Source organism: Streptomyces sp. NPDC007872, assembly GCF_042868165.1.
Classification (GTDB): Bacteria; Actinomycetota; Actinomycetes; order Streptomycetales; family Streptomycetaceae; genus Streptomyces.
Genome location: NZ_JBIAEA010000002.1, coordinates 79,320 through 96,675 on the forward strand (window position 1 = coordinate 79,320; position 17,356 = coordinate 96,675).

At 74.6% G+C, this 17,356-nt stretch carries 16 protein-coding genes; 8 read left to right on the forward strand and 8 right to left on the reverse strand.

Annotation, left to right across the window (positions count from 1 at the left end; translation table 11 throughout):
- Positions 1-84: 84 nt before the first annotated feature.
- Entirely contained in the window at positions 85-1,881 is a 1,797-nt protein-coding gene (locus tag ACFYNX_RS05565) for a DEAD/DEAH box helicase (RefSeq protein WP_365539014.1), read from the forward strand.
- 417 nt (positions 1,882-2,298) lie between these two features.
- A complete protein-coding gene (locus ACFYNX_RS05570; protein ID WP_053648453.1) occupies positions 2,299-2,940 on the forward strand; it encodes an IclR family transcriptional regulator in 642 nt (213 codons plus the stop codon).
- A gap of 305 nt (positions 2,941-3,245) precedes the next feature.
- Here the strand turns inward: ACFYNX_RS05570 and ACFYNX_RS05575 are convergent, their stop codons facing one another.
- The gene (locus ACFYNX_RS05575) at positions 3,246-4,205 is read right to left on the reverse strand and encodes an ArsR/SmtB family transcription factor (protein WP_388658006.1); all 960 of its coding nucleotides are present in this window, start codon (positions 4,203-4,205) and stop codon (positions 3,246-3,248) included.
- Between the two features lie 70 nt (positions 4,206-4,275).
- Here ACFYNX_RS05575 and ACFYNX_RS05580 point away from each other — a divergent pair, with 70 nt between their 5' ends.
- On the forward strand, positions 4,276-5,469 hold the full coding sequence (locus ACFYNX_RS05580; RefSeq protein WP_388658009.1) for an alpha/beta hydrolase family protein: 1,194 nt from the start codon (positions 4,276-4,278) through the stop codon (positions 5,467-5,469).
- A 50-nt stretch (positions 5,470-5,519) separates the two neighbouring features.
- Positions 5,520-6,314, forward strand: coding sequence for a S16 family serine protease (locus ACFYNX_RS05585; RefSeq protein ID WP_365538812.1), 795 nt, complete (start codon positions 5,520-5,522; stop codon positions 6,312-6,314).
- Here ACFYNX_RS05585 and ACFYNX_RS05590 read toward each other — a convergent pair.
- The 4 genes from ACFYNX_RS05590 to ACFYNX_RS05605 all read right to left on the reverse strand — a co-directional run bounded on the left by ACFYNX_RS05590 (position 6,268) and on the right by ACFYNX_RS05605 (position 9,020).
- Positions 6,268-7,599: an MFS transporter gene (locus tag ACFYNX_RS05590; protein ID WP_388658012.1), complete on the reverse strand. Its 1,332-nt coding sequence runs from the start codon at positions 7,597-7,599 to the stop codon at positions 6,268-6,270. The two genes, ACFYNX_RS05585 and ACFYNX_RS05590, sit on opposite strands and share 47 nt — an antisense overlap.
- Entirely contained in the window at positions 7,596-7,784 is a 189-nt protein-coding gene (locus ACFYNX_RS05595; protein WP_365538807.1) for a hypothetical protein, read from the reverse strand. The genes ACFYNX_RS05590 and ACFYNX_RS05595 overlap by 4 nt, the downstream gene beginning before the upstream one ends.
- A gap of 48 nt (positions 7,785-7,832) precedes the next feature.
- The gene (locus ACFYNX_RS05600) at positions 7,833-8,438 is read right to left on the reverse strand and encodes a winged helix-turn-helix domain-containing protein (protein ID WP_365538804.1); all 606 of its coding nucleotides are present in this window, start codon (positions 8,436-8,438) and stop codon (positions 7,833-7,835) included.
- Between the two features lie 102 nt (positions 8,439-8,540).
- Positions 8,541-9,020, reverse strand: a complete 480-nt coding sequence (locus ACFYNX_RS05605) for an Lrp/AsnC family transcriptional regulator (RefSeq protein ID WP_365538801.1) — start codon at positions 9,018-9,020, stop codon at positions 8,541-8,543.
- Between the two features lie 121 nt (positions 9,021-9,141).
- Between ACFYNX_RS05605 and hppD the strand changes: the two genes are divergently transcribed.
- Positions 9,142-10,287 carry a 4-hydroxyphenylpyruvate dioxygenase gene (gene hppD, locus ACFYNX_RS05610; RefSeq protein WP_388658015.1) on the forward strand — a complete coding sequence of 382 codons (1,146 nt, stop codon included), beginning with the start codon at positions 9,142-9,144 and terminating at the stop codon, positions 10,285-10,287.
- A gap of 308 nt (positions 10,288-10,595) precedes the next feature.
- On the opposite strand, the gene ACFYNX_RS05615 is transcribed toward hppD, so the two are convergent.
- Positions 10,596-12,071, reverse strand: a complete 1,476-nt coding sequence (locus ACFYNX_RS05615; protein ID WP_388658017.1) for a tetratricopeptide repeat protein — start codon at positions 12,069-12,071, stop codon at positions 10,596-10,598.
- A 99-nt stretch (positions 12,072-12,170) separates the two neighbouring features.
- Between ACFYNX_RS05615 and ACFYNX_RS05620 the strand changes: the two genes are divergently transcribed.
- On the forward strand, positions 12,171-13,574 hold the full coding sequence (locus ACFYNX_RS05620; RefSeq protein WP_388658020.1) for an FAD-binding oxidoreductase: 1,404 nt from the start codon (positions 12,171-12,173) through the stop codon (positions 13,572-13,574).
- 28 nt (positions 13,575-13,602) lie between these two features.
- Here ACFYNX_RS05620 and ACFYNX_RS05625 read toward each other — a convergent pair whose 3' ends face one another.
- Complete coding sequence (locus tag ACFYNX_RS05625) at positions 13,603-14,094, reverse strand: SsgA family sporulation/cell division regulator (RefSeq protein WP_365538791.1); 492 nt, start codon at positions 14,092-14,094, stop codon at positions 13,603-13,605.
- 346 nt (positions 14,095-14,440) lie between these two features.
- Here ACFYNX_RS05625 and ACFYNX_RS05630 point away from each other — a divergent pair, with 346 nt between their 5' ends.
- Together ACFYNX_RS05630 and ACFYNX_RS05635 are read left to right on the forward strand one after the other, a co-directional pair.
- Positions 14,441-15,940, forward strand: a complete 1,500-nt coding sequence (locus ACFYNX_RS05630; protein ID WP_388658022.1) for an RDD family protein — start codon at positions 14,441-14,443, stop codon at positions 15,938-15,940.
- Between the two features lie 62 nt (positions 15,941-16,002).
- Positions 16,003-16,728 carry an RDD family protein gene (locus ACFYNX_RS05635; protein WP_388658025.1) on the forward strand — a complete coding sequence of 242 codons (726 nt, stop codon included), beginning with the start codon at positions 16,003-16,005 and terminating at the stop codon, positions 16,726-16,728.
- Between the two features lie 40 nt (positions 16,729-16,768).
- Here ACFYNX_RS05635 and ACFYNX_RS05640 read toward each other — a convergent pair whose 3' ends face one another.
- On the reverse strand, positions 16,769-17,056 hold the full coding sequence (locus tag ACFYNX_RS05640; protein ID WP_388658028.1) for a hypothetical protein: 288 nt from the start codon (positions 17,054-17,056) through the stop codon (positions 16,769-16,771).
- Positions 17,057-17,356: the final 300 nt, after the last annotated feature.

A 17,356-nucleotide genomic window follows, 5' to 3' on the forward strand; every position in this document is an offset into this window, starting at 1 on the left:
CGACCCCCCGCCGGGTACGAGCCCCGGGCCCGGTCGCCGGTAAGGTGGCCCGGTTGTCATATCTGGACGAGCGTCGAACCGGAGATCGTGACTACCACCGCCCCCTCCTCACACCACCTCTCTCCCGCCTTCCCCGGCCGCGCCCCCTGGGGCACCGCCGGCAAGCTGCGCGCCTGGCAGCAGGGCGCGATGGAGAAGTACATCCAGGAGCAGCCCCGCGACTTCCTCGCGGTCGCCACCCCCGGAGCCGGCAAGACCACCTTCGCGCTGACCCTCGCCTCGTGGCTGCTGCACCACCACGTCGTGCAGCAGGTCACCGTGATCGCGCCCACCGAGCACCTCAAGAAGCAGTGGGCCGCGGCCGCCGCGCGCATAGGGATCAAGCTGGACCCGGAGTACAGCGCCGGGCCGCTCAGCAAGGAGTACGACGGCGTCGCCCTCACCTACGCGGGTGTCGGCGTCCGCCCCATGCTCCACCGCAACCGCTGCGAGCAGCGCAAGACCCTCGTCATCCTGGACGAGATCCACCACGCCGGAGACTCCAAGTCCTGGGGCGAGGCCTGCCTGGAGGCCTTCGAGCCGGCCACCCGCCGCCTCGCGCTCACCGGCACCCCCTTCCGCTCCGACACCAACCCGATCCCCTTCGTCACGTACGAGGAGGGCAACGACGGCATCCGCCGCTCCTCCGCGGACTACACGTACGGCTACGGCAACGCCCTCGGCGACGGGGTCGTCCGGCCGGTCATCTTCCTCTCCTACAGCGGCAACATGCGCTGGCGCACCAAGGCCGGCGACGAGATCGCCGCCCGCCTCGGCGAGCCGATGACCAAGGACGCGATCTCGCAGGCCTGGCGCACCGCCCTCGACCCGCGCGGCGACTGGATGCCGAACGTGCTGCGCGCCGCCGACCAGCGCCTCATGGAGGTCCGCAAGTCCATCCCGGACGCCGGCGGCCTCGTCATCGCCTCCGACCAGGAGTCGGCCCGCGCGTACGCCAAGCTGATCCGCGAGATCACCGGCACCCGGCCCACCCTCGTCCTCTCCGACGACACGGGCGCCTCGAACCGCATCGACGAGTTCAGCGAGAGCGACGACCGCTGGATGGTCGCCGTCCGCATGGTGTCCGAGGGCGTCGACGTCCCCCGCCTCGCGGTCGGGGTGTACGCCACGACGATCTCGACCCCGCTCTTCTTCGCCCAGGCCGTCGGCCGCTTCGTGCGCTCCCGCAGGCGCGGCGAGACCGCGTCCGTGTTCCTGCCCACGATCCCCAGCCTCCTCGGCTTCGCCAACGAGATGGAGGTCGAGCGCGACCACATGCTCGACCGGCCGAAGAAGGCGGGCGAGGACGAGGACCCGTACGCCGAGTCCGAGAAGGAGATGGCGGAGGCCGAGAAGCAGCAGGACGAGGACACCGGGGAGCAGGACATGCTGCCCTTCGAGGCCCTGGAGTCCGACGCCGTCTTCGACCGCGTCCTCTACAACAGCGCCGAGTTCGGCATGCAGGCCCATCCCGGCAGCGAGGAGGAGCAGGACTACCTCGGCATTCCCGGCCTCCTCGAACCCGACCAGGTCCAGCTCCTCCTCCAGAAGCGCCAGGCCCGGCAGATCGCGCACAGCCGCAAGAAGCCGGACACTGAGGCGGACCTCCTGGAGCTGCCCGCCGAGCGGCGGCCCGTCGTCTCCCACAAGGAGCTGCTCGAACTGCGCAAGCAGCTCAACACGATGGTCGGCGCGTACGTGCACCAGAGCGGCAAGCCGCACGGCGTCGTCCACACCGAGCTGCGCCGGGTCTGCGGCGGCCCGCCGAGCGCGGAGGCCACCGCCGGGCAGATCCGCGAGCGGATCAAGAAGGTCCAGGAGTGGGCCACCCGCATGCGCTGACCTCTCCGCCGAGGTGGACCCGAGGCCCGTACGCACTGCCGCGTACGGGCCTCGGCCGTCCCGTCGTGAAGCGGGACCGGAACCGGTGCCGGCCCCCACAGCCGGCCTCAGGAACCCCCTCCACGCCACGAGCACGACATAGGCGTTCTTGTCGTCCGAAGTCCTCCCTCCGGCCGACGAAGGTCCCGAAACGTCTCCATCCGGTCGCCGGCGCCCGGATTCTGGACGAGGTCTTCCGCTGAGCGGAGCGGGTCGCTACTGTCCCGGCTCAAAAGCATTCGCCCCGTGGCAACGCCGCCGCGGAGCGCAGCCGGTGTACCCCTTCCTGCCGGCGGCCTCTGACGTGCGTCGCCGCGGGACCGGCGAGGCAACCCCGTGAGAGTCCCGCCTCCATCTCACTCCGAAGGAGAGGGCGTCGTGACCGCGGAGACCTCCCAGACGCTCGACCGGGGACTCAGAGTCCTCAAACTGCTCGCCGACACCGACCACGGCCTGACGGTCACCGAGTTGTCCAACAAACTCGGCGTCAACCGGACCGTGGTCTACCGCCTCCTGGCCACGCTCGAACAGCACGCCCTGGTCCGCCGCGACCTCGGCGGCCGGGCCCGCGTCGGCCTCGGCGTGCTGCGGCTCGGCCGCCAGGTCCACCCCCTGGTGCGCGAGGCGGCGCTGCCCGCGCTGCGCTCGCTCGCCGAGGACATAGGGGCGACGGCCCACCTCACCCTGGTCGACGGGGCGGAGGCGCTCGCGGTCGCGGTCGTCGAACCGACCTGGACCGACTACCACGTCGCCTACCGGGCCGGCTTCCGCCACCCGCTGGACCGGGGCGCGGCCGGCCGCGCGATCCTCGCCGCCCGCCAGGGCGGCCTGACCGAACCCGGCTACACCCTCACCCACGGCGAACTGGAGGCCGGCGCGAGCGGCGCCGCCGCCCCGCTGGTCGGCGTGACGGGCGTCGAGGGCAGCGTCGGCGTCGTCATGCTCGCCGACGCGGTCCCCGAGCGGGTCGGCCCGAGGGTGGTGGACGCGGCCCGGGAGGTCGCGGACGCGTTGCGCTAGGGCGCGCGGCGGGACGGGACGGGGGTACGCGTACGGGGCGGGCCCCGGCCCCCGTGACCGCTCCCCGGCCGATGGGCCGCGCGCCGGGCCGCCGGGTCGGGTCTTGCTCCGTGCCGCCTGTGCGGGCCGGGGCCCGTGCCGCTCGTGCGGGGCGGTGTCCGTGCTGCCTTGTGCGGGCTTCGGCCCGTGCCGCCCGTGTGGGGGCTTGCCCTGTCCTGCCCGTGCGGGCCCTGCGGGTCGGCATCTGCGCAGCCCTGTGTGGGCTTCGGGCCCGCGCCCCCGCGCCCGCCCGGCCCTGAGCCGTCTCAGGAGGTCAACAGCGTCCCCAGCGGGGTGCGTTCGTGATGGACCGATCGGCCCGTGCGGGTCGTGGTGAGGAGGCCCGCCGTGCGGAGGGCCTGGGTGTGGGACGAGGCCGTCGCGTTGCTGACGCCGAGGCGGCGGGCCAGGTCCGTCGTCGTGCGGGGGCCGTCGGACAGCGCGTGCAGGAGGGCGGCGCGGTTCCGGCCGAGGATCCCCGCGAGGGCCTCCCCGGGAGGTGCGCCGTCCGGGGCGGCGAGCGGCAGGCCCCGGCCCGCCGGGAGGGCGAGGACCACCGGGCGGCCCGGCGGGTCCTGGACCAGCGGGCCGCCCCGCCAGTGGAAGGTGGGCAGCAGGACGAGGCCGCGCCCGGCGAGCCGCACCTCACGGCGGACGGCGGCGCCCGGCCACTCCCACACCCCGTCCCACAGGCGCGAGCCCGGCACCCGCTCCGCCAGGGCCGCGCCGAGCCCCCGCTCGGCGACGGCCAGCGCGTGCCGGGTGAACTCCGCCCGGTGCAGGTCCTGGACCAGCGGCCACACCGGCGCCAGGACCGTCTCGTACGCCGCCCGCTGCGCCCGCTCCAGCACCCGCCAGGCCCCGGCGTCCCCCTCGTGGAGGCCCCGGAGCCACGGCGGTGCGGCGCTCCACCCCGCGTACACGCGTTCGAGCTCCGACCGTATGAGTTCCGGCCGGGCCTCCCGGAGCAGGGCGAAGCCCTCCTCCCGCGTCTCGCCGAGGACGTCGAGGAAGGACGGCGGCGACCCGCCCGGCACCAGGTCCGCGAGCGGCCCCGCCGCGCCCGGCAGGGCGCGCAGGAGCCTGCCGCGCCAGCGGCCGAAGAGCAGCTCCTCGTGCGGCGCGCCCAGCATCGTCAGGGCCGCGTGCAGTTCCGCCACCGGGGATGGCCGGGGCGCGAACCGCACCCGGGCGAGGTCCTCCGCCGTGAAGTGGACGCGCAGCATCCGTCCCCCGCTCCCGCCAGCCTTTCGGGCAGGGCCTGAACCCTCGTCCACGCCCCCGTCCCGCCCAAGGATGCCGTGCGTGAACTCCTCTTCCTCCTCCGGCCCCGGCCGCCGCACCGTCGCCAGGGCCGCCCTGCTCGGCGCCGCCGCCCTCCTGGCGGGCCCCGCCGTATCCGCCACCGCGCGACCCGTCCCGCCCGGCCCCGCCGGAACCGCCGCCGTCCGGACCGCCCCGACCGCCCGGACCGCCCCGGCCCCCGGCCCCCTCGTCCTCCGGCTGCCCGCGCCCGCCGGGCCCCACCCCGTCGGCCTGCGCACCTTCGTCCTGACCGACCCCTCCCGCCCCGACCCCTGGACGCCCGAGCCGGGGGAGCCCGCGTTCGGCGCGCGCCAGGTGGTGATCAGCGTCCTGTACCCGGCCCGTACCGTCCGCGGCTTCCCGCGCGCCCCGCAGCTCACCCCCGCCGAAGCCGGGGTCTTCGCCGTCCTCGCGCCCCGCGTCCGCCCCGGCCTCCCGGCCGCCGGCGTCGACTGGGGCGCGACCCTCACCCACGGGCACGTCGGCGCGCCCCCGCTCCCGGGACGCCGTCCGGTCCTCCTGTACAGCCCGGGCGGCGGCGACTCCCGCACCCTGGGCACGACCCTCGCCGAGGACCTGGCGAGCCACGGCCGGGTCGTGGTCCTGGTCGACCACCCCGGCGACGCGAGCCAGGTGGAGCTGCCCGGCGGGATGCGCGTCACCGTCCTGCGCGGGGAACCGGACCCGGCGACCTTCCGCACCATGGTCGACACCCGGGTCGCGGACCTCCGCCTCGTCCTGGACCGGCTCGGGAGCCTGCCCCTCGCCCCCGTCGTCGACCCGGACCGGATCGGGGTCTACGGGCACTCGGCGGGCGGCACCGCCGCCGTGTCCGCGCTGGCCGGCGACGACCGGATCGCCGCCGGGGCCAACCTGGAGGGGTACCTCGACCTGGACCCCGTGGGCGGCCTCGACCGGCCCCTGCTGCACTTCCGTACGGACGGCTTCGAGGGCGCCGCCCGCCTCACCGCCTCCTGGGCGGGCGTCCCGGGCCGCCGCGTCCGGCTGGCCGGAAGCAACCACTGGGTCTTCGGCGACCACGCGTCCCTCGTCCCGCAGCTCCGGGCGGCGGGGCTCGTCACCGCCGGGACCAGGGACGCGCTCGTCGGCCCCGCGCGTCCGGCCGCGGCGGTCTCCTCCGTACGACGGGAGCTGCGGTCCTTCTTCGCCCGCCACCTGCCTTGAAGGCCCGGGGCCCGGCCCCGTACCCCCGTGCGTCCCAGTAGATTGGGGGCGTGCTCTCCCGCCTCTCCCGTCCCCGTGTCCTCGCGCTCTGCGCGCTGCCCGTCGCCGGCCTCTTCGCCGTCGTCGGGCTCGCGCCGCTGCCGTACGCGATCGCGCAGCCCGGCTCGACCGCCGACGTGCTGGGCGAGGACCAGGGGAAGCCGGTCATCACGATCACCGGCGCCCCGGTCCGGAAGACCGACGGGCAGTTGCGGATGACGACGATCCTGGCGACCGGCCCGTCCGCGGACATCCGCTTCGGGGACGTGGCCGACGCCTGGTTCCGCGCCGACCGGGCCGTCCTGCCGAAGGGGTCCGTCTACCCCACGGGGAAGTCGGACGCGGAGATCGAGAAGCACAACCTCGGCCAGATGAGGCAGTCGCAGGACGCGGCCGCCCTCGCCGCCCTCGGGTATCTGAAGAAGGACCCCGAGAAGGTGAAGGTGACCCTGCACCTCGCCGACGTCGGCGGGCCCAGCGCCGGGCTCCTCTTCTCCCTCGGCATCGTCGACAAGCTCGACGGCGACGGGGACGGCGGCGACCTCACCGGCGGCCGGACCGTCGCCGGTACGGGCACGATCGCGCCCGACGGGAAGGTCGGCGCCGTCGGCGGGGTCTCCCTCAAGACGCAGGCCGCCGCCCGGGACGGCGCCACCGTCTTCCTGGTGCCGAAGGCGGAGTGCTCGGACGCGGAGGCCGAGCTGCCGAAGGGGCTGCGGCTCGTCCCCGTCACCGCCCTCGGCGACGCGGTGGCGTCCCTCAGGGCCCTGGAGCAGGGGCAGGAGTCGAAGGTTCCGTCCTGCTGATCTCCTCGGAGGGTCCGGAGGGACCGGCGGGTCCGGGCTTCGCGTCCATCTCCCGCCACGCCGGGAACACCAGCGGCGAGAGCGTCGTCAGGAAGTAGAGCGCCCCGATCCCGAGCAGCGTCGCCGCCAGGCCGATCCGCTCGACCAGGAGGCCGGCCGCGAGGCCGCCCAGCGGGGTCGTGAGCAGCACCCCCGCCGTGCTCGCGCCCATGACCCGGCTGCGGAGCTCCTCGGGGACCCGCTCGTACATCACCGTGGACAGGATCGGGTTGAGCACCCCGACGCCGAACCCGGCCGCCGCGAGCGTCACCAGGAGCGGAGCGGTGGTGTCCGTGAGCGCGGCCACCGCGTACGGCGGGGCGCCGCCGACCAGGAACCCGGCCGTGAACACGGCCCGGCGCGGGAAGCGCTCCCCGACCGCCCCGTAGAGCAGCGCCCCGGCGAGGGCGCAGCCGCCGAAGACCGCGACCAGCAGGCCCTGGGCGGCGGGGCCGCCCAGCTCCTCCCGGGCGTGCACCGGGAGCAGGACCGAACTCCAGCTCTGGCTGAGGCCGTTGGTCACCATCACCATCACGGTGATGCCGAGCAGCAGCCTGGCGCGGAACAGGTGGGCGTACCCCTCGCGCAGATCGGCCCGGTAGCGGGCGGGGGAGAGGCGCGGACCGCCGCGCACCGGCTCCGCCGCGGGCACCCCGCGCAGTCCGGCCAGGACGAGCAGCGCGGAGAGGGCGAAGGTCGCGGAGTCGAGGAGCAGGACCGTGTCGGCGCCCAGGAACGCGACGAGCAGCCCGGCGACGGCGGCGCCCGTCATCCGGGCCCCGCGCGACACGGCGTCGTACAGGCTGGCGGCCCGGGTGAGCGAGGTCCCGGCGCGCCCGGCCAGGTCGGGGACCAGGACGTGCCGGGCCATCTCGCCGGGCGCGTGGCACAGGCCGTTGACCGCCATCAGGGCGCACAGCGTCCAGAACCGCAGGACCCCGGCGTGGTGCAGGAGCGGGATCGCGGCGAGCGCCAGGCCGCAGACGAGGTCGGAGGCGACGCTGACCCGGCGGCGGCCGAGCCGGTCGATGACCGGGCCGCCGGCGAGGGCGGAGACGAGGACGGGCAGGGCGGCGCAGAAGGCGACGAGCCCGGCCTTGCCGGGGCTTCCCGTGGTCTCCAGGGCGAACCACGGGACGCCGATGAGGGTGAGCGAATTGCCGGTGATCGAGACGGCGTTGGCGGACAGGACGGTGGCCAGCGGCCGTACGTCCCCCCGTTCCTTCCTTCCCCCCGGAGCGGTCATGCGGCCAGGGTGACCGGGCGGTCGGCCGGCGTCGCGAGCCGCAGCCCCAGCTCGACGAGGCGCCAGCCGAGCTGGACGCGGAGGGAGGGGGCCTCGAACTCCCTTTCCTGGTGGGGGCGTTCGGCGGCCCTGTGGGCCTCGGCGGCGGTCAGGGCGTGCAACTGGAGGTGGATGTCGGCATGCATGTGCGTGGTCCTTCCGTGTGCGTACGGGGGCTTCGGCGGGCGGTGCGCTCAGTCCTCGCGCTGCGGGAACGCGTGCAGGTGGACCCGTACGCGCTCGGCGTCCGGCGCGTCCCGCTCGGGGGCGGTCCGGTACTCCTCCATCAGGGCGTGCACCTTCTCGCCGAGCTCGCGCAGCTTCGCGGGGGGCAGCCGCAGCGTGAAGTCGCTCATGTCGGCGGAGCCGAGCCACTTCCGGCCCCAGTCCTCCCGGGTGCCGAGGTAGGTGTTCAGCTCCTGGGTGTGGATGTTCGCGATCTCGTGCATGTAGACGTCGACGGCGCCCCGGACCTCCGGGTCCTCGTTCCGGTGGAGCGACTCGTCGAAGGTCGTGCCGCTCGCGACCGCCTTCCACCACCGCTCCCGGCCCTTGCCGCGCTCCGGGTCGTCCTCGACGAAGCCGTGGGCGGCGAGCTGGCGCAGGTGGTAGCTGGTCGCCCCGCTGGACTCCCCGAGCCGCTCCGCCAGTTGGGAGGCGGTGGCGGAGCCCTGGTGGCGCAGGGCGCGCAGGAGCTGGATGCGGAGGGGGTGCGCGAGGCCGCGCAGGGAGCGGGGGTCGAGGGGGTGGACGACGTGTTCCCCGGGGGTTCCCCCGGGGCGCTTCTCGGGCTCGGGCATGCCCCGAGCGTAGACATGCAAAGAAGTCCTTGCAAGGCTTTCTTTGCAAGGACTTCTTTGCATGGTCTGCTCTGGGTGGAACTCCCGCTGCGCGGTGGCCCGTTACGCCAGCGGCTCCCCGCTCGCCGCCTGCTCCACCAGCGGGATGATCCGCAGCGGCACCGGGTTCTCCATCACGATCGCCGTCGACGCCCGCACGATCCCCTCGAACCCCACCACCTTGTCGATCACCCGCTGGAGGTCCGCGTTCGAGCGGGCCACGAGCCGGCAGAGCATGTCCCCGTGGCCCGTGGTCGTGTGCAGCTCCAGGACCTCCGGCACCGTCGCCAGGTGCCCCCGCACGTCCGCGCCCTGCCCCTGCTTGATCTCCAGCGTCGCGAAGGCCGTCACCGGATAGCCGAGCGCCGCCGGGTCCACCTCCGGCCCGAACCCCCGGATCACCCCCGACGCCTGGAGCCGGTCGAGCCGCGCCTGCACCGTCCCCCGCGCCACCCCGAGGCGCCGGGACGCCTCCAGGACCCCTATGCGCGGCTCGCGCGCGAGCAGCGCGATCAGCCGCCCGTCCAGATGATCGATCGCCACAGCGGTCCCTCCGTGGTCAGGATGTACAAGTCGCCCGACCATCCTGGCGTGTCGCTGTACAGATTGACCAGCGGGTGAGCAAACTCTTGCGCACCTTGCCGAACGACGGGACATTGCTGCCATGACTGAGACCATCCACCACACCCCCTCCACGGCGCGGCAGGCCGACCCCTTCCCCGTGAAGGGAATGGACGCGGTCGTCTTCGCCGTCGGCAACGCCAAGCAGGCCGCCCACTACTACTCCACCGCCTTCGGCATGAAGCTGGTCGCCTACTCCGGACCGGAGAACGGCAGCCGCGAGACGGCGAGCTACGTCCTCACCAACGGCGCCGCGCGCTTCGTGTTCACCTCCGTCATCAAGGCCTCCACCGACTGGGGCCGCTTCCTCGCCGAGCACGTCGCCGAGCACGGCGACGGCGTCGTCGACCTGGCGATCGAGGTCCCGGACGCCCGCGCCGCCTACGCGTACGCCGTCGAGCACGGCGCCACCGGCATCGCCGAGCCGTACGAGGTCGAGGACGAGCACGGCAAGGTCGTCCTCGCCGCCATCGCCACCTACGGCAAGACCCGCCACACCCTCGTCGAGCGCTCCGGCTACAGCGGCCCGTACCTGCCGGGCTTCGTCCCCGCGAACCCGATCGTCGAGCCCCCGGCCAAGCGCACCTTCCAGGTCATCGACCACTGCGTCGGCAACGTCGAGCTCGGCAGGATGAACGACTGGGTCGGCTTCTACAACGAGGTCATGGGCTTCACGAACATGAAGGAGTTCGTGGGCGACGACATCGCGACCGAGTACTCGGCGCTCATGTCGAAGGTCGTCGCGGACGGCACCCTCAAGGTGAAGTTCCCGATCAACGAGCCCGCGATCGCGAAGAAGAAGTCGCAGATCGACGAGTACCTGGAGTTCTACGGCGGCGCCGGCGTCCAGCACATCGCGCTCGCCACGAACGACATCGTCGCCACCGTGCGCTCGATGCGGGCCGCCGGCGTCCAGTTCCTCGACACCCCCGACTCGTACTACGACACGCTCGGCGAGTGGGCCGGCGAGACCCGGGTGCCGGTCGAGATCCTGCGCGAGCTGAAGATCCTGGTCGACCGCGACGAGGACGGCTACCTGCTCCAGATCTTCACCAAGCCGGTCCAGGACCGCCCGACCGTCTTCTTCGAGATGATCGAGCGCCACGGCTCCATGGGCTTCGGCAAGGGCAACTTCAAGGCCCTGTTCGAGGCGATCGAGCGCGAGCAGGAGAAGCGCGGCAACCTCTAGGGGCTCCGCCCACGCGCGCGAGGGGGCCCGGGGCAGCACCCCGGGCCCCCTCGCCGCGCCACCGACCGGGCCGACCCGGCCCGGCCACCCACCGGCCCGGCGTCGGGCCCCGGCGTTCCGGCGGGACACGGGGCTCGCCCGGGACGCCACCCTTCGAGGACGGCCGGGTACGCGCGCACCTGACCGCACGCGCGTACCCGGCTCCTCGCGCCTCCCGCACCGCCCTGCGCGCACGCACCTGGCTCCCCCGGACCGCCCGCACCGCGCCACGCGCGCGTACCCGGCTTCCCGGACCGCCCGCACCGCGCCTACGCGCGCGTACCCGGGCCCGCAGCCGCCTTCTCCGCGCCCGCCGCCTTCTCCGGACCCGCCTCCTCCGTACGCACCGGCTTTCCCGCGTTCCTCGGCCCCGCCGCCTCCTTCGGCTCCGCCCCCTCCGGCAGTTCGTCCGGCGGCTCGCCGAGCGCCGCGAGGGCCGCCTCCGTCCTCGGGGCGTGCAGGGGCGAGAAGGACGGGTTGATCCGCAGGGCCTCCGCCAGGTGGCGACGGGCCGGGCCGCGGAGTTCCAGCGCCCGCTCGATCTCGCCCCGGTGGTACGAGAAGAGGGCGCTGCGCAAGCCCTCCTCCGTGGCCCGCTTCGCGTACTCCAGGGCCTCCTTCGCCCGCCCCGACCGGAACAGCGCCCAGCCCAGCGCGTCCGCCGCCCCCACCGAGCGGTGCCCGCGCGCCCACTCCGCCCGCAGCCGGTCCACCGCCGCCGCCGGGTCGCCGTGGTCCGCGTCGAGCAGCCCCAGGGGCACCTCCGCCCGCGCCCACGCCCCCGTCCGCAGTCGCTCGTACAGGGCCCGCGCCTCCTCCTCCCGGCCCAGCGACTCGGACAACTCGCCCGCCTCCAGGGCGTACTCCGGCAGCGGCAGCCGGTCCAGGGCCGCCCGCCAGTCCCGTACGGCCTCCTCCGTGCGCCCCAGGGCCGCGCGCGCCCGCGCCCGGCCCGCGAGCGAGGGCCCGTGGTCCCGTACGAGCCGCAGCGCCGCCCCGTGCCGCTCCAGGGCCTCCTCCGGCTCGCCCCGCTCCCACGCCAGGTCCCCGGCCCGCCCCAGGGCCGCCGCCCTCTCCGCGTCCGACTCCGCCAGCGCCACCGCGTCCAGGGCCGCCGCGTCCGCGTCCTCGCGCCAGCCCCGGTCGCGGTACGTCTGCGCGGCACGCGCGCGTACCGCCGCGCCCGCGTGCAGCTCCTCCAGCCTCTCCATCGCCCCGCGCGCCGCCCCGTAGTCGCCGAGGCCGTTGTACGCGTCGATCAGGACCGGGTACACCGGCCAGCGCCCCGGCTCCGCCTTCCGCACCCGCTCGCCCCACTCCCGGGCGGCCCGCCAGTCGCCCCGCGCCCCCGCGAGGGCCCCCAGGCCCACCTGCGCCGCCGTGTTGCCGCGCGCGGCGGGCCGCGCGGCGAGGGAGCGGCGCAGCGCCTCCTCGGCCCGCGGATGGTCCCGTACGTCCCCGAGCCGCGTCCCGCGCTCCACGTACGCCGCGCCGAGTTCCGCCCAGGACGCCCCGTCGTCCGGATGCGTCCGCAGCCACTCCTCCCGGTCCGCGATCAGCGCGGCCAGGTCCGGGAGCGACGCCTGCGCGCCCGCGCGCGCCGCGATCACCGCCCGCTCCGCCGGTCCCGGCGGGGGCGGCGCCCCCCGGCCGAGGAACTCCGGGGCGTACAGCAGCGCCGTCGCCGCGAGCACCGCGCCCGCGCCGGCGGCGAGGACCGTCCTGGACACGTTCTGGCTCTTCACGGCACTCACTGTGCGCCCGGCCCCGCCCGCGCGAAGAGCACGCGAAGCGCCCGCTCCGGCGGGTTCACACCGATGGCCCCCGGGTGCCACGCTGGACGCATGGACGATCTCCAGACGCCGCAGAAGGACGACCTCCGGTCACGTCTCCACGAGCGCCTGCTCGCCGGACTGCCCGCCGAGGCCCTGCTCACCGACCCGGACGTGACGGCCTCCTACGCCCACGACATGGCGAGCTTCTGCACGGCCGGCACCCCCGCGGCCGTCGTGCTCCCGCGCACCGTGGAACAGGTGCGGCACGTCATGCGCACCGCGACCGAACTCCGCGTCCCCGTCGTCCCGCAGGGCGCCCGCACCGGCCTGTCCGGCGGCGCCAACGCCTCCGACGACTGCATCGTGCTCTCCCTGGTCACGATGGACCGCATCCTGGAGATCGATCCCGTCGACCGGATCGCCGTCGTCGAACCGGGCGTCGTCAACGCCGTCCTGTCCCGGGCCGTCGCCGAACGGGGCCTGTACTACCCGCCGGACCCGTCGAGCTGGGAGACGTGCACCATCGGCGGCAACATCGGCACCGCCTCCGGCGGCCTGTGCTGCGTCAAGTACGGGGTCACCGCCGAGTACGTCCTGGGCCTCGACGTCGTCCTCGCCGACGGACGGCTCCTGACCACCGGCCGCCGCACCGCCAAGGGCGTCGCCGGATACGACCTGACCCGGCTCTTCGTCGGCTCCGAGGGCAGCCTCGGCGTCGTCGTGAAGGCCGTCCTCGCCCTCAAGCCGCAGCCCCCGGTCCAGCTCGCGCTCGCCGCCGAGTTCCCCTCCGCCTCCGCCGCCTGCGCCGCCGTCTGCGCGATCATGGAGCGCGGCCACACCCCCTCGCTCCTCGAACTGATGGACCGCACGACCGTCCGGGCCGTCAACGCGATGGCGCGCATGGGTCTGCCCGACACCACCGAGGCGCTCCTCCTGTGCGCCTTCGACACCCCCGACCCGGCCGCCGACCTGGCCGCCGTCGGCGAGCTGTGCGCGGCGGCGGGCGCCACCGAGGTCGTCCCGGCCGCCGACGCCGCCGAGTCCGAACTCCTCCTCCAGGCCCGCCGGCTCTCCCTCACCGCCCTGGAGACCCTCAAGTCCGCCACGATGATCGACGACGTGTGCGTGCCCCGCACCCGGCTCGCCGAGATGCTCGACGGCACGGCGGCCGTCGCGGAGAAGTACGGTCTGACCATCGGCGTCTGCGCGCACGCGGGCGACGGCAACACCCACCCCGTCGTCTGCTTCGACCACACCGACGAGGACGAGTCGCGCCGGGCCCGCGAGTCCTTCGACGAGATCATGGCGCTCGGGCTCGCCCTCGGCGGCACCATCACCGGCGAGCACGGCGTCGGCGTCCTCAAGAAGGAGTGGCTGGCGCGCGAGTTGGGGCCGGTCGGCCTGGAGCTCCAGCGCGGGATCAAGGCGACCTTCGACCCCCTCGGGCTCCTCAACCCCGGAAAGCTCTTCTGAACCTCCCCGGAGGGGCGCGCGCACGGGCTCAGTACTCGCCGTCCTGCGACTCGTCCGACGGCCACGGGTCGCGCAGCCACAGGTCGTCGGCGGCCACGGCGGTCGCGAGCAGTTCGGCGAGCCCGTCGTCGATGCCGAGCCGCTCCGACTCGGTGCCCGGCGGCACCGCGCGCAGGGTCCGCTCCAGCCAGGCGGACACCTGCGCGGACGGGGCCTCCAGGAGGGCGTCGCCGTCGGGGGAGGAGAGCGCCATCAGGACGACCCCGCGGCCGTCGACCTTGGTGGGCCAGATGCGGACGTCCCCGTGGCCGCAGGCCCGGAAGACGCCCTCGACCAGCAGTTCGCGCGCGAAGGTCCAGTGGACCGGGTGGTCCGTGCCGACGTGGAAGGTGATGTGGACGGCGTACGGGTCGTCCGTCCGGTAGGCGAGCCGCGCGGGCACCGGGACGGCACGCTCGGGAGAGAGCACCAGCTTCAGCTCCAGCTCGCGCTCGACGGTGGTGTCGTCGGTGTTCTGCATGGTCGTACTCCTTCTCACGGACGGCCCCGGGCGGGCCTTCACCAGGAGAGAGCGGGGTGCCCGCGACTCATTACGCGACTTCGGGAAGATTTTTTTCGGGAAGTTTTTTCCGGTCCCGTGTGCCCGGGGTCGTCCCGGGCATGCTCCTCTGGACGAGCGAACGGAAGGCATCGGCCCGAACATCACGCGGAGTGACCGATTCCGCGGCGTGTCGCCCGAAGGCGGCCTTTCTCGCGGGCTCTTCGTTCCCTCGGCGACGTTCTTCGTTACTGTCATCCCTGGGCGCGGCACGCCCGGCGCGCTGCCGTGCGGATCAAAGGCGTTGTGACTGAACGGAGTCGGGGCAGTGGCTACTCCTCCTGGAGGCGGCGGAGAGGTACCGCAGGCGGGGTACTACCCGGACCCGTCCATTCCCGGATACATCCGGTACTGGAACGGGGGCGCGTGGGTTCCCGGCACGAGCCGGCCCGCCCCCTCCGACACCGGCGACGTCCCGTCCCGGCCGCCCGCCGCCGCGGTCCCGGCCGGCCCGCTCCTGGCCTCCGGCCCCGCCCCGACGCCCCCGGCCGCGCCCGAACGACCCGCCGCGCCCGAGCGGCCGGCCGCCTCCGTACCGGCCCAGGCGCAGGCCCCGGCCCCGGCCGTGGACCAGCCCGCGGTCCGACAGCAGCCCCAGGGCCAGGCCCAGTCCCAGGCCCCCGCGCACGTGCCCGCCCAGGTCCCGGCGCCCGCCCCCGTGGCCGCCCGGCCCCGGCCGGAGTCCCCGGCGCCCGCGCCCGTCCCCGCCCCCGTACCCACCGTGGAGGAGACCGGGCCCGTCTTCCTCGACGAGGACCCGGCCCCGGCGGAGTCCGCCCCGGCCTGGCAGGCGGACAGCTCCCGGCAGACCGGCTTCGGCGGCGACCGGGACCAGAAGGTCTCCTGGGGCGCGCCCCGTTCCCCCGATCCGCGCACCCCGGCGGAGTGGCCGGTCGCGGGCGCGGGCGAGCAGCCCGAGGTCCAGGCGCAGGCCCCCGCACCCGCGCCGCCGACGGGCCACCGCCCGACCGGGAAGGCCGCCCGCCTCGGCGGCATGCCCGTCACCCCGATCCCCACTCCCGCCTCCGCCCCGGCGCCCGCGCCCCAGCCGGCTCCGGAGCCCGCCCCCGCCTGGGCCCAGCCGCAGCAGGCACAGCCCCAGCCGCAGCCGCAAGCACAGCCCCAGCCACAGGCACAGCCCCAACCACAGGCACAGCCCCAATCCCAGCCCCAGGAACAGCCGCAGCAGCCGGTCGCCCCCTGGAAGCCGCCGGTCGAGGACCCCTTCCTCCAGGCGGCCCGCGCGCAGGCCTCCGCGCGTCCCGCCGGGCTCGGCAGGCGCCTGGTCGCCCGTCTGGTCGACTCCGCCGTCATGGGCGCCCTCGCCGGCGCGGCCGCCTTCCCCTTCGTGACCGCCGCGCTCGACCACATCGAGGGCAAGATCGAGGCGGCCCGGCAGTCCGGCACCACCGTCCAGGTCTGGCTGGTGGACTCGACGACCTCCGTCCAGTTCGGCATCGCCCTGGCGGCCCTCGTCGTCATCGGGATCCTGTACGAGGTGGTGCCGACCGCCAAGTGGGGCCGCACCCTCGGCAAGAAGCTCTGCGGGATCCAGGTGCGGGACATCGAGGCGCACGAGCCGCCGACGTTCGGCGGGTCCCTGAAGCGCTGGCTGGTCTACGGCGTCCTGGGGCTCCTGGCCGTCGGCGTCCTCAACGTCCTGTGGTGCCTCTTCGACCGCCCCTGGCGCCAGTGCTGGCACGACAAGGCCGCCCGCACCTTCGTGGCACGCCGATCCGGCGGGGCCGGGCCGGGGCCGGTCCGGTGACGGGTCCCCCGAACGGGCGGTGATTCCTTGCGGGGGCCTCCCGCCCGGGATGCACTGCCCCCATGAGCACCGACCAGCCGCCGCCCGGTCCGCCGCCCGACGACGACCCGTTCCGCAAGAGGCCCCAGGAACCCCCGCCGCCCGCCGGCGGCCAGCCGCCTCCCGAGGGCGCGCCCCCCGGCGGCCCGCCCCCGCCCGGGAACCCGTACGGCTCTCCGTACGGCGGCGGCGGAGGCTCCCCGTACGACAACGCGCCCCCGCCCCCGTACGGAGGCGGCTACGGCAGTGGGTACGGCGGGACCGATCCGCTCGCCGGGATGCCGCCGCTCGCCGACTCCGGCCGCCGCATCCTCGCCCGGCTCATCGACTGGGTGATCGTCGCGATCCCGCTCGCGATCATCGGCATCCCGTTCAAGATCTACGACCGGGTGACGAACGACGACGACTTCAGCGACGCGTTCAACAGCTTCAACGGCGGGGGCCAGTTGGTCTTCCAGCTCATCACGATCGTCGCGTACGTCGCCTACGACACGGTCCTGACGGCCAGGAACGGCCAGACCCTCGGCAAGAAGCTGATGAAGCTGCGGGTCGCGATGCTCAACGACGGCTCGACGCCCCCGATGAACCAGTCGCTGCTGCGCGCCGTCGTGCTGTGGCTGCCCGCGCTGATCTGCTGCGCCTGCCTGTGGCCGCTGCTCCTGCTGATCCTGATCCTGGTCGACAAGCCCTACAAGCAGGGCCTGCACGACAAGGCGGCGAAGACGGTGGTGGTCTCCGTCCCGCGGTAGGGACCGTGCGGGAACCCCACCCGACCCCGCGCCGCGGGCGTCACGAACCGATCCGGGTCCCGGCCCTCCCGCCCACGCGCGCGGCCGGCACCCGGATCTCTTCGTCTTCGGAGGTCCCGGAAGCGGACGCGGTCGGCGCAGGGGTCTTGACGGACCCCGCTCGCCCCGGCATCGTCACCGCCACGAGGACGCCGAGCAGCAGTCCGACGGCACAGGCCGCGGTGATGCCGGGGGTCGTCGTCGTACCGGAGAGCAGCAGCAGGGCGACGGTCGCGAGGACGACGGTGGCCGAACCACGGATGAGCTGCGCGGCGTTCGGACGCTGCATGACGAGTACCCGCCCCTCAAGACAACGGTTCGACTCTACGACGGTCGATGCCCGCGCGGAACGAGGGGTAAGCGCGGTCCCGCCCGCCGCCGGTGCACGGGGGGCGCACAGGGTCATGTGATCGTCAAAAATCCTTCGCGGTGCGCCCACCGGGCGTCCGGTTACCGGAAACCCGCTCCCACATAGTGCAGTTGGTGTGCGCAAGTCAAGATCTGTCTTTTCTGGCCTCACTCCGGTCGAATGTCGTCACTTGTGACGCGCGACCCGCTGAACGGACACCCCACCTTCGGTCCGTCGGGG

Coding starts and splice junctions, on each gene's coding strand:
- ACFYNX_RS05575 (WP_388658006.1), bottom strand. CDS start 4,205: ATGCTGCGCGTCCACTTCACGGCGGAGGACCTCGCCCGGGTGCGGTTC.
- ACFYNX_RS05580 (WP_388658009.1), top strand. CDS start 4,276: ATGCCGTGCGTGAACTCCTCTTCCTCCTCCGGCCCCGGCCGCCGCACC.
- ACFYNX_RS05590 (WP_388658012.1), bottom strand. CDS start 7,599: ATGACCGCTCCGGGGGGAAGGAAGGAACGGGGGGACGTACGGCCGCTG.
- ACFYNX_RS05595 (WP_365538807.1), bottom strand. CDS start 7,784: ATGCATGCCGACATCCACCTCCAGTTGCACGCCCTGACCGCCGCCGAG.
- ACFYNX_RS05600 (WP_365538804.1), bottom strand. CDS start 8,438: ATGCCCGAGCCCGAGAAGCGCCCCGGGGGAACCCCCGGGGAACACGTC.
- hppD (WP_388658015.1), top strand. CDS start 9,142: ATGACTGAGACCATCCACCACACCCCCTCCACGGCGCGGCAGGCCGAC.
- ACFYNX_RS05620 (WP_388658020.1), top strand. CDS start 12,171: ATGGACGATCTCCAGACGCCGCAGAAGGACGACCTCCGGTCACGTCTC.
- ACFYNX_RS05625 (WP_365538791.1), bottom strand. CDS start 14,094: ATGCAGAACACCGACGACACCACCGTCGAGCGCGAGCTGGAGCTGAAG.
- ACFYNX_RS05635 (WP_388658025.1), top strand. CDS start 16,003: ATGAGCACCGACCAGCCGCCGCCCGGTCCGCCGCCCGACGACGACCCG.
- ACFYNX_RS05640 (WP_388658028.1), bottom strand. CDS start 17,056: ATGCAGCGTCCGAACGCCGCGCAGCTCATCCGTGGTTCGGCCACCGTC.